This is a genomic window from Eisenbergiella massiliensis (assembly GCF_003435485.1).
Genome location: NZ_QVLV01000008.1, coordinates 1 through 11,915 on the forward strand (window position 1 = coordinate 1; position 11,915 = coordinate 11,915).

Genomic DNA, 11,915 nt, shown 5'->3' on the forward strand with positions numbered 1-11,915 from the left:
AAACCGGGTACATACCAATTTACTACAATACACAGTTATATAGACAGTCTCAAATCTTAAATTTTTCAATTTTTTCTTCTTCTTTCATTGCGGATAGAAGCAAAAGAGCCCGGTTTATTTCGGATAATGCAGCTGTAATATTACCCGTTTCCTCGTAATATTCAGCGATTTTTATCATCATTTGCAGCAGATTTTCAAAAGAAATCCATTTTTGTTTTTCTGCTGCTTCCAGTTTGGATTTACCTGTCTGTAGAGATGCCATTTCTGTCAGCTTAGTAAAATAGATTTCGGGCAGCTGATCAATGGCCGCTAAAGCGCTGTTGCGGTCTCCTTTTGCATGAAAAGCATAGGCAAGGAAACGGAGGGCATCATATTTTACAGCAGGGTCATCGGTCTGTTCAGTCAGTTTTCCGGCTACGGAAATGGTTTCATCCGGATTGTCGGAATAATTCATAACATAAAGAAGATTATTCAGCAGAATATCATTGTCAGGATATTTATGCAGGCCTTCCTCAAGAATCTTACGGCTTTTTTCGGGATCGGTTTTCCTGTATTTATATGCTTCCCGGCATATTTCCTCTGTTTTTTCCTGGATTTCCTTTAAATTAAAGTCAAAGAGTTCATCAATGGAGATGTTGAAGTAGCTTGCAAGGGCGGGAACCAGGGTGATATCGGGAAGGGAGATATCATTTTCCCACTTGCTTACCGCCTGGAAGGATATACCGATACTTTCTGCAAGCTGTTCCTGAGTAATTCCCCGTTCACGGCGTAAAGCTTTTATTTTATTTCCGATAGATAGCTTCATAAGTTTCCTCTTTTCTTTTAGTCAAAGAACGTTCTTCTTGTGATAAGTATAACTGAAGTATGAAAACAGAACAATAGCTTACCAAGTGAGCCGAATTCTGCCTGTGGTTGAATAGAATATTTGGCTGGACCGGTTTTTGGAGAGAATTTATTTATGATTGCTAAAAAAAATTTTTGCCCTTTTAGTTTATTTTCTTATGTTAAGTTTAATGTATGTACCGGCAGAAGCTGTTACAAGTAAACAAAAAGGCTTTCTAGCTCCGTATTTTGATGCAGTTTGCATACACATATAGCGGGTCTGGAAATGAAAATCAGGCCATAGATAAGATTCGTATAAATGGAAAAAAGAGTTCGGAAAAAAGTGATAAAAAGTTGTAAAAAAATTTAAAAAAATGTGTTGACAAGTTGTCCCATTTTTTGTATACTAATCAAGCAGGTTGCGAGTGCGGTAAACAAAGCGCCTCAGAAACTTGTTTGATTATGGGATCTTAGCTCAGCTGGGAGAGCATCTGCCTTACAAGCAGAGGGTCATAGGTTCGAGCCCTATAGGTCCCATATAATCTGGCGAGATAGCTCAGCTGGCTAGAGCACACGGTTCATACCCGTGGTGTCGAGGGTTCAAGTCCCCCTCTCGCTACTTGAATATGGTTAGCGGAAATGTTTATCAGAACATTTCCGCTATTTTTTTGCATGAAAGGAAAGTTCCCCCGAAAAACAGAATACAGCCACACCTGCCGATTGCACGCAGACAAAGAAGCTGTGGCAACGGTCTTCTATACGGAATAGACAGACAGTCTCCAACGTGTATGTCATGAAAAGGTATTGTTATCGTAATGAATTGGAGTTTGGCGCGGCAGGCGCCTCCTGTATAATAAAAGATAAATGCCAGGCAAAACCGGCGGAGTCCATAGTCTTGCTGTTAAATCAGCTGCGGCTGCTCCGGGGCAATGTACAGGCAGTGAAATGAAATAATGTGGAAACCTTTGCGGCGTACACAGGAAGAGGGAGAATGGAAGATGAGTCAGGCAAGCGGAATTCTTATTATGTTCGGCGGTATTTTAGTTGTGTTGCTTCTTATGCTGCTTTTGAGGGCAAAGCTTAACTCAAAGCGGGCAAAGAAGAAGCCGGCGCTTTTTAAGGCAATGCACAGGGCTGTGGAAGAAGCCGTACCCCAGGCCAAAGGATACCCTGTGGTCATGGCGCAGGCGGAAAAGGACACCATGTCCTTACTGAAGGAGGCGGGCGGGGATTTCGCCAGACAATTCGCCGTAGCCGCTGTGGGAGCGGTCTTTGGAGTGCGGGCAAACTTACATACCTATGGCAGTCACCCGCCCAAATTCGTTCTGGCTTACCGGGGCGATGAAATTTTTGCAGTGTGCGTGGGTAATCCCAGCTATAATACGATCGAGGCGGATACGGAGTGCATCCTGCATCTGACCCGCCAGACGGTGGAAAAGGTTAAGCTGAAAGCCTCAGGCCGTACAATATTTTATCTGCAGGGCGGCACGCAGTTTATCGTATCGCTTCCCCTGGCGGCGGCCTCGGAAATCGAACAGAAAGAAGAGGTTGACAATTTTAAAAAATTTCTCACGGAATTTGCACAGGTGGTCAATGAACAGTAGGAATGAGCGGATGTATGGGAATCATCACTCCACCGGCGCTTTGGCTATTCTGGGCTATGCTCATTTGAAGAAACTGGTGATAACAGAAAAATATTTTTCCCTGTTCACCAAAATTCAATTTGCTGTCACCTTTAAAGAGGGTATGGATCAACGGCAGATAGATGCATTTGTTCCATATATAAAAATGCATTGTCCCGGAATTAAGGTGATCTAAAGCGATTGCCGGGATTCAGAGATTCCGGACAGAATGTTTAAGATGAGATGGGGGGCCTTTCTCAGGAAAGGCCAATTACAGGTTAAAAGAGATGTAAACAAAAGGCTTGTATCAAGCATACGGATCGGGAGTTCTCCAACGAAAACAGAGGACTCCCGGATTTTTTATGTGAAAAGGAAAGCTTCATTTCTGCTGAACTCAAAGTCTATTCTGGAAATTAACCTAACTATAAAAATGATTCCTGCAATGTGAAAAAAGCAAAGTAAAATTTAGTAAAAATTTTAGTAAAATAAATGGCCATTATGCCACAAAATTAAAGTAAAAAGCGAACAAAATACACATAATTTAATTATGCAATCCATACAAAAATATACATATAGCACATAAATATGAAAAGAAGTGTAGACAAGAGAAAAACAATTGCATATAATCAGAAATATAGAAGGAAGTAAATTTTAGTAAAACTGAAAGGGGAGAGCATATGCCCACACTGAAAGATATCGCAACTAAGGCAGGGGTATCCATTACCTCCGTATCCAGAGTATTGAACCGGGACGACAGCTTTTCGATTTCTGAAAGTACGAAGAAAAAAATCTGGGAGACAGCGGAAGAGCTTGGCTATAAGGGCACCGGAACGAACGCGGAGGAAGAGGCGGCAAGGGGAAAGGCGACGGTGGCGTTGGTGCTTCTTTACAGCGAATATGACGAGATTATGGATTCCTATTATCAGCTGATTCGTGTGACGGTAAAGGATGCTTTAATAGAAAAGGGCTGCAGGGTAAGAGAATTTTTCTGCCCGGCCAAAGAGGGCAAGGAGCTTGATATGAGCAGGTTTTCAGGTACGATACTGATAGGCCATGCAGGCGGCTGGTATCGGAATGAAAAGATCCGGCAGAGCGTGATAGCCTCGGGAATCCCTGTGGTTTTTGCCGATTTTGACCCGGAAGATATGGAGGTGGAAGCGGACTGTGTAGTCAATGATTTCCACTCTCTTGTGGAAAAGGCGCTGTCCCATTTCTTCCGTCTTTCTTATACAACAATAGGCTATGTAGGCACCTACGGCGTGGCGGTAAGCGGCCGGGCGGTGGAGGATAAACGTTTCCTTTATTTTAAACAGATACTTGAGGAACAGGGACTTTACAGGGAGGAATTCGTCTGGAAAACAGATATCAACTATGCACAGAACGCGTACCGTTTATGCTGCCAGATGATTGAGAACGGAGATCTTCCCAGGGCGCTTTTTATAGAAAATGACGCTATGGCCATGGGATGCTTAAGGGCGTTTGAGGAAAACGGCATCCGGGTGCCGGAGGAGCTTTCCGTTATCAGCTGCAATGATGTCCCAACCGTAGAGTTCATTTCCCCGGCGCTTTCCACAGTGCATATCTATGGGGATTTGATCGGAAGCATGTCGGCCGAGCTGCTGGTGGAGCAGATGCGTACCGGCAGGGTCAGAGGAATCCGGGCCGTCATACCCAATAAGCTCATTCTCCGGCAGAGCTGTGCGCGGGAATGATTTTGTGAAACAACAGATGAAAAAACAGATTTAAATCCGCCAAAGCGGATGCGGGGAGTCAGCATGAAAGCAGTATTTAATTATGAGTTACAGGACTGGAACAACATCGAAGTCCTTCAGAGAAACAGGCTTTGCACAAGGCCGTTTTATACAGGATATGCAGACAGGGAAAGCGCCGCGGCCATGCACAGGGAAAAGAGCGGCAATTATAAGCTGCTGAATGGCAGCTGGGATTTTACATATTATGAAAATCCGTTAGAGACGCCGGAGGATTTCATGAAGCCGGAGTTTGACAGCAGCGGGTGGGGCAAGATGCCTGTGCCCGGTCATTGGCAGTTAAACGGCTTCGGGTATCCCCACTACAACGATGCGATCTCACTTTTCCCCATTTTGGAAAGGCCCGCGGTTCAGAACGACAATCCGACAGGCGCTTACCGCCATTTTTTCCGGGTGGAAAAGGATGAGGAGAAAGAATATCTGCTCCGCTTTGACGGGGTGGAAAGCGCTTACCATGTATGGCTGAACGGCACATTTGTGGGATACAGCCAGGGATCGCGCTTAAGTGCGGAATTTGATGTGACGGACTGCCTTCGCAGCGGGGAAAATCTGCTGGCGGTAAAGGTCTATAAATTCTGTGAGGGCAGCTATCTGGAAAATCAGGATATGTGGTGGTTTTCGGGGATTATCAGGGATGTGGCGCTGCTTGCCAGGCCCCGTGTCCATCTGGCCGATTATCAGCTGGACTGCGGACTGACGGAGGATGGGGAAAAGGGAATCCTGAACGCTTCTTTTTGTGTGGAAAATGGAGATGGAAAGGAAAAAGAGCTGATTCTTGCGATCCGCCTTTTCCGGGAAGAGACGGCGGTCCTATGCAGGGAGCTTAAGCTGTGTGCAGCGCCGGGGGAGAAACGGGAGCTTAAGCTGGAGGAAAAAATAGAAGAGATCAGACAGTGGTCGGCGGAACAGCCCTTTCTCTACCGTATGGAAATGGTTTTAAAGGATGCGCAGGAGGATCGCATTGTAGAAGTATATGCGGAAGAGGTCGGCTTCAGGCGGGTGGAGCTGAAAAACGGGAGGATGCTTGTTAACGGGAAGCCTGTGAAATTCAAGGGGGTCAACCGCCATGACTGGAATGAAAGCAGTGGGCGCTGCATAACCCTGGAGGATATGCACAGAGATCTGGTATTGATGAAGGAAAACAACATCAATGCCATCCGCACCTCCCATTATCCGCCCCATCCGGATTTCCTGTCCTTATGCGACCGTATGGGCTTTTATGTGATGGAGGAGGCGGATCTGGAGTGCAACCAGATGACCTATATTAAAGGGAAAATGAACCGTCTCAGCGAGGATGTGCTGTGGGAAGCAAGCTACCTGGATCGTGTGGAGCGCATGGTGCGCAGGGATAAAAACCACCCCTGTGTCCTTGTCTGGTCGCTGGGAAATGAGTCCGGCTTTGGCAGCAATTTTGTGACGGCAGGAAGGTTCGTGAAGGAATATGATCCGTCCCGGCTGATTCATTATGAAGAGGACAGGGATGCTTCCATCGCCGATATGTACAGCACAATGTATACGAGCCATCAGGAGCTGGAACGGCTGGGGAGGGATACGAGCAAAAGAAAACCGCATATCGTCTGCGAATATGCGCATGCCATGGGAAACGGCCCCGGCGGGTTAAAGGAATATTGGGAAATTTTCGATAAATATGAGCGGCTGCAGGGCGGTTTTATATGGGAATGGGTGGATCACGGATTAAAACGCAGGGATGATAAAGGAGTTACGTATTTTACGTATGGGGGAGATTACGGGGACTATCCCAACAGCGGCGCATTTTGCTGCGATGGTTTAGTGCAGGCCGACAGACGGCCCACGCCTGCTTTGAGTCAGGTGAAAAAAGCGCTGGAGCCGGTCAGATGCTTCGGGTTTTCAGCCGGAAAGGGCACGATATCCATACGGAACCGATATGATTTTCAGACGCTTTCCCATTTAAAATGCATCTGCACCCTGGAATCCTGCGGCAGCGTCAGATGGGAAAAGGAAGTGCCAATCGACGGGATTGCACCGCAGTCTGAACAGGAAATAAAACTGTTTGAGAAAGGTGAGATTCCTGGTGGGGACGGCTTGCCGGAGGCCTGGATCTGTCTGCGCTTTATTTACAGGGAAAATCCCCGGTGGTATCAGGGAAGCGGGCCTTTGGAGGCGGCCGTCCATCAGGAACGGCTGGTGCAGGCTGCCGAAGTGGATAATATCCTGCCAAAGGACATGGCGGCAGATTTAAGCGCCGTGACAAAAGTACAGGAAAGTACGCAGGGAACGCTTTCGGGGGAAATGAAAAATGGCCGGCTGTATTTACAGGGCAGGGATTTCAGCCTGGAATTTGACTGTATTCACGGATGGCTGGACGGATATACCTTCCGGGGAGAAAAGCTGCTCTGCAGGGGATTGGGCTTCAATTTTTGGAGGGCGCCGGTGGATAACGACAAAAATATGGAGAAAATGTGGGAAGATTACCGGGCGGACTGTATGTGTAATGTGGTGGAGACGATAGAAGCGGACTGGGACGAAAAGAAGGCGGTGATCCGTTGCAGACAGACCTATGCGCCCATTGTCATGGAATGGAAAATCCTGCTTGACAGCACGTACACCATTGACAGCGAAGGCAAAGTGACGATTGAGGTAAATGGGAACCCGGTGGGAATGCTGCCGGAATGCCTGCCGCGCATCGGGCTGCGGTTTCTGCTCAATGACCCATGTGAAAATGCGCAGTGGTACGGTAGAGGGCCTCTTGAGACCTATCCCGACTGTAAGGAAGGCAACCGGGTGGGCCGTTACCGGGCGGATGCCGATGCTTTTTATTTCCCTTACGTGGTGCCTCAGGAAAACGGAAACAGGGAAGATACCAGATTCGCGGTTTTTGAAGGAAATAACAACGCCCTGTATCTGGCAGGCGAAAGCCCTTTTTCCTTCAGTATCCTGCATTATTCCCAGGAGGAGCTGACCCGTGCTGCGCATACCTGCGAACTTCACAGAGAAAATAAGGTGTATCTTCAGGCAGATTACGCGCAGAATGGTTTGGGCAGCGCAAGCTGGGGGCCGGAAGCGCTTCCTCAGTACAGGCTGCGACCGCTTCCTTTTCATCTGAAATGGCAGTTGGGGGCGGCCGGGCGCGGGAGTGTCTGGGAACAGGCCCGAGGCGCATGGAAAGCGCTTGCGGAAAGCAGGGCGGTGAAAAGTAATGAATAATAACAGGGAAGGAAGAAGCAGAGGAAGCCCGGCGGAAAAGGACGGGAATGAAAAAACGGTCAGGAAAGAAATCTACCGCCTGATTATACCCATGATTTTGGAAAATCTCCTTCAGGTATCGGCGGGACTTATTTCTACGGCAATGATAGGGCGGCTGATGGCATCCGATATCTCAGCCCAGGGAATATGCGTGCGAATTACGGATACCCTGTGGTGTTTCTACAAAGGCGTTGCCATAGGAGCCACGGTTCTGATCGCCAGAAGCTTCGGGGCCGGAAAACGTGATAAATGCAGGAGAGTGGCGGAACAGACGCTGCTGACAGAAATCCCCATCGCTTTGCTTTTAGGTGTGGCGCTGTTTTTTGTGGGAATGCCTGTCTTCCGTTTTTTTACGGAGGATGCGGGAATCCTGGTTAAGGCGGGAGAATACATGAGAATCATTGTATTCGGGTTCCCGTTTGTGGTTATCATGTCGGTGGTGACGGCAACCTTTCAGGGGCATGGGAACACCAGGACGCCTATGTACATAGCGGTGGCGGTAAATATTATCAATATCATTTTCGGTTATCTTCTCATATTCGGCCCGGGCCTGCTGCCGGAATTCGGAATCAGGGGGGCGGCCATGGCGCTGGTGTCATCCCAGGCGGGAGGCGCCTGCATCGGTCTGTATCTGCTATACAGAAAAGGCGGCCTGCTGCGGAATACGGAAGAGCAAAAGCATCATTTGCGGCCTGACGGCCGTTTAATCAAAGAGATATACAGGACAGGAGTACCGGCGGCGCTTGAAAGCATGTTCTGGCAGTTTTCCGCAATCATTCTGAGTAAGGTAATCCTTGCTTACGGTGAGAATTCATTTGCAGCCTACCAGCTGGGCATACAGGCGGAAACCGTGACGGAAATGCCTGCCATCGGCTTCAGCACTGCCTCCACAACGCTGGCGGCACGCGCGCTGGGACAGAAGGATTATGAATTAAAGGAAACCTATTTTAACCAGTTAATCAGGATAGCTCTTCGGATCAGCATCTGTACTTCGCTGCTGCTGATCGTGCTGCCGAAGGCTTTTATGGGACTGATGACCAATAACCCCAAGCTGCAGGCCATCGGGGCGGTCTATGTATTTATTATGGGATTTGTACAGATTCCGCAGAATCTGTCCCGTATTTATAATGGCACCATCAGGGCGTCCGGGTACCCGGGAGTGCCCATGTATATTGCGGGCTTTGGAATCTGGATTGTGAGGATACCTCTCAGCATCATCGCGGCTTATGTGCTGAAATGGAGCATTCTCAGCATATGGCTTATCATAGCGCTGGATCAGATATCGAGATTTCTGCTGAGCGTGGCAGTTTACCATCATACAAAGAAAAAAGCAGGTCTGAGGGAAAGGATGATGTGAAAAAACAAAACATGCAGTAAAAGTAACATATAGTTTTTATTGGCGCGCGGGAACGCGCAGATGGGAGAAAGCATGAAAAAAATAATGGCATTGGGTTTGGCGGTTGTATTTATGGTATCCATGGTGCTTACGGGCTGCGGAAAAAGCGCAGGGACCGGGCAGGAGGAGGCCGGAAAAGGCGGTAAGGTGAAAATCCGCTTCGCTTCCTGGGACAGCGCGGAGGATCTGGAGGATCAGCAGAAGCTGGTGGATGCTTTTAATGAGCAGCATGATGATATTGAGGTGGTCCTGGAAGCCTACGGCAGTGATTTTGATACCAAAATTGCAGCAGGCATGGGTTCGGGAGATGCGCCGGATGTGATGTATATGTGGAATTATCCGGATTATTATGAAGGCCTGGAGCCTCTGGATGATTATCTTGCAAAGGAAGGCGAGGATTTTAAAGCGGATTTTTATGAAACGCTGTGGAATTACAATAGCATGGACGGCAAGATTTACGGTATCCCGGTAGGCTTTACCACGCACTGCCTCTTTTATAACAAGGATCTGTTCGATCAGGCGGGGGTGGCTTATCCGACCTCAGACTGGACCTGGGATGACCTGGAAGCGGCGGCAAAACAGATTCATGAAAAGCTTGGCATTTACGGCTTCTCTTATGGAATCAAGGCAGATGCCTACGATTATGAAATGTATCTGTGGAGCAATAATACAAGCTATGTAGGCAAAGATGGAAAGATGGACGGTTATCTGAATTCCCCTGAGTCTGTGGCAACGTTTACGATGTTCCAGGATATGCAGAAGGACGGCTACGCGCTTGCCGGGGAAAAAGGCGGACGCAATGAATTCAGCGCTCAGAAATCCGCAATGTTTATTTACGGCGCATGGTCTATCAATGCCTTTAATGAAGCCGGTCTGAATTATGGCGTTGTGGAAATTCCGGCTTTTGCGGGAAGCGGCCATGATTCCGTCAGCAACCTGAGCACATCGGGCCTTGCCATGAGCAAGGATTCCAAAAACAAAGAGGCTGCCTGGGAATTCATCAAGTACTGGACCGGCGTGGAGCTGAATAAAAAACGTCTCGGATATGAAATGTCTCCTCATAAGTCCGTAGTGGAATCTGAGAAAATTATGGAGGATCCCGTTTATGCGCCTTTTTATAAGATGCTGGAGCAGAGCGTGGGATATACCCCTACTATTTTCCTGACAGATAAATGGTCCTATATTTCCGATGAACTTTCTTTATCTTTTGAAGAGATTTTTAACCCGAATACACTGGAGGATCCTCAAACCGTGCTGGACGCAGTGGTCGCCGAGCAGTAACAGGATGTCAGGGGGACAAAAATTATGAATAAAAAGTGGATAACAAAAGCAACGCCCTATTTATTTATCCTGCCATGGATAGCAGGGCTTCTGGTATTTACGGCGGGGCCGCTGATTCTTTCCTTCGTGATGAGCTTTTTTGACTGGCCGATCACAAGCTCGCCGAAATTCTGCGGCATCAGCAATTATTTGGAAATGTTTACCCAGGACCGGCAATTTGGCAAATCTCTGATAATCACACTGAAATATGCAGCAATTTTTGTCCCTCTGAATATGATAATCGCCCTTTTCCTGGCAATGCTTATCACACAGCCGGTAAAGGGGGTAAAGACCTTCCGGACCATATTTTACATACCTACGGTGGTGTCCGGTGTTGCGATTTCCATTATCTGGGGATGGATGTTCAACGGAGAGTACGGGATTATCAATTACCTGCTTTCCCTGCTGGGAATCGACGGGCCGGACTGGCTGGTGGATCCGGCATGGGCGCTCTTCGCGGTAATTCTGGTAAGCGCCTTCGGCGTGGGGACGATGATGCTGATATTCTACACCAATATTAAAAATATCCCTGTGGATCTGTATGAAGCGGCCAGCCTGGACGGCGCGGGGCCTGTGAAACAGTTTTTCAGCATTACGATACCTATTATTACGCCCACGATTCTGTTTAACCTGATTACCTCCATGATAAGCGCTTTCCAGCAGCTGACGCTTGTTATGCTGCTGACAGGGGGAGGACCATTAAAATCGACCTATTTTTACGGTATGTTTGTATATGATAACGCCTTTAAGCATCACAGGCTTGGATATGCGGCATCCAACGCCTGGGTGATGTTCCTCATCATATTGGTACTGACCTCTGTTGTGTTTAAGTCTTCCGACGCCTGGGTGTTCTATGAATCTGAAGCGGGCGGCAAAAAGAAAAAAGGCTGATCTTAAATAAAACGTGCGCTCCGGCGCGCAGATCGGAGAAGATATGAAACTGAATAAAGGTACGAAAGCCGTGATTTACGCACTGCTGATTCTTGTGGCAGTATACTTCCTTTTTCCTTTTGTATATATGTTTTTCTCCGCATTTAAAACGGAAGCGGAGATCAATGCAATACCGCCGTCCCTGTTTCCGAAGAAATTTTTGTGGAGCAACTTTGTAAATGCATGGCAGTCTCAGGAATTCGGTACATTTTTGAAAAATTCCATATTGGTAACCATCGGAACGACTGTGGGTCAGCTTTTGTCCTGCTCCCTGGTTGCCTATGGGTTTGCCAGATATGAGTTCAAGGGTAAAAATGTGCTGTTCATGATACTTCTTTCCACAATGATGATTCCCTGGGACGTGACGATGATTCCGCAGTATATGGAATTCAAGCTGTTCGGATGGATCAATACGCTGAAACCGCTGATTGTGCCGTCATGGTTTGGCTCGGCTTATTATATTTTCCTGATGCGGCAGTTTTTGATGGGGGTTCCTAAGGATTATGAGGAAGCGGCGCGGATTGACGGGGCCAATGCGTTCCAGATCTATTCCAGGATTTTCATGCCGATTCTCAGGCCGCAGCTTATCCTGGTGGCGGTCCTGAATCTGCTGACGGTATGGAACGATTACCTGGGGCCATTGATTTTCCTGCAGGATCGCAGCAAGTTTACGCTGGCGTTGGGGCTGGCCTCCTTTAAGGGCGTGCATAATACGCAGATTGTCCCCATGCTTTGCATCACGATTATCATGATAATTCCCCCTATTTTAGCATTTATCGGGGCGCAGAAATATATTATAGAAGGAACCAGCGGCTCCATTAAGTAGAGCGG

9 protein-coding genes and 2 tRNA genes are annotated in these 11,915 nt (G+C 47.7%); 10 read left to right on the forward strand and 1 reads right to left on the reverse strand.

Features of this window, described 5'->3' with window-relative positions:
• Nucleotides 1-49: 49 nt before the first annotated feature.
• Nucleotides 50-805 carry a helix-turn-helix domain-containing protein gene (locus tag DXC51_RS12800; protein WP_021639082.1) on the reverse strand — a complete coding sequence of 252 codons (756 nt, stop codon included), beginning with the start codon at nt 803-805 and terminating at the stop codon, nt 50-52.
• A 481-nt stretch (nt 806-1,286) separates the two neighbouring features.
• Between DXC51_RS12800 and DXC51_RS12805 the strand changes: the two genes are divergently transcribed.
• The 10 genes from DXC51_RS12805 to DXC51_RS12855 all read left to right on the forward strand — a co-directional run bounded on the left by DXC51_RS12805 (nt 1,287) and on the right by DXC51_RS12855 (nt 11,910).
• Nucleotides 1,287-1,359 (forward strand) — tRNA-Val (locus DXC51_RS12805).
• A gap of 8 nt (nt 1,360-1,367) precedes the next feature.
• A tRNA-Met gene (locus DXC51_RS12810) sits at nt 1,368-1,441 on the forward strand.
• A 379-nt stretch (nt 1,442-1,820) separates the two neighbouring features.
• Nucleotides 1,821-2,426, forward strand: coding sequence for a hypothetical protein (locus DXC51_RS12815; RefSeq protein ID WP_117530906.1), 606 nt, complete (start codon nt 1,821-1,823; stop codon nt 2,424-2,426).
• Complete coding sequence (locus tag DXC51_RS12820; protein ID WP_021639077.1) at nt 2,416-2,640, forward strand: hypothetical protein; 225 nt, start codon at nt 2,416-2,418, stop codon at nt 2,638-2,640. Before DXC51_RS12815 ends, DXC51_RS12820 begins: the two co-directional genes overlap by 11 nt.
• A 481-nt stretch (nt 2,641-3,121) precedes the next feature.
• Nucleotides 3,122-4,156: a LacI family DNA-binding transcriptional regulator gene (locus DXC51_RS12830; RefSeq protein ID WP_021639075.1), complete on the forward strand. Its 1,035-nt coding sequence runs from the start codon at nt 3,122-3,124 to the stop codon at nt 4,154-4,156.
• Between the two features lie 63 nt (nt 4,157-4,219).
• Nucleotides 4,220-7,399: a glycoside hydrolase family 2 gene (locus tag DXC51_RS12835; RefSeq protein WP_025491543.1), complete on the forward strand. Its 3,180-nt coding sequence runs from the start codon at nt 4,220-4,222 to the stop codon at nt 7,397-7,399.
• Nucleotides 7,392-8,795 (forward strand): MATE family efflux transporter, encoded by a 1,404-nt coding sequence (locus DXC51_RS12840; RefSeq protein ID WP_021639073.1) that lies wholly within the window; start codon nt 7,392-7,394, stop codon nt 8,793-8,795. The genes DXC51_RS12835 and DXC51_RS12840 overlap by 8 nt, the downstream gene beginning before the upstream one ends.
• 72 nt (nt 8,796-8,867) lie before the next feature.
• Entirely contained in the window at nt 8,868-10,115 is a 1,248-nt protein-coding gene (locus tag DXC51_RS12845; RefSeq protein ID WP_025491546.1) for an ABC transporter substrate-binding protein, read from the forward strand.
• A 24-nt stretch (nt 10,116-10,139) separates the two neighbouring features.
• Nucleotides 10,140-11,045: a carbohydrate ABC transporter permease gene (locus DXC51_RS12850; RefSeq protein ID WP_021639071.1), complete on the forward strand. Its 906-nt coding sequence runs from the start codon at nt 10,140-10,142 to the stop codon at nt 11,043-11,045.
• Nucleotides 11,046-11,088: 43 nt separating this feature from the next.
• On the forward strand, nt 11,089-11,910 hold the full coding sequence (locus DXC51_RS12855) for a carbohydrate ABC transporter permease (RefSeq protein WP_025491547.1): 822 nt from the start codon (nt 11,089-11,091) through the stop codon (nt 11,908-11,910).
• Nucleotides 11,911-11,915 lie beyond the last annotated feature (5 nt).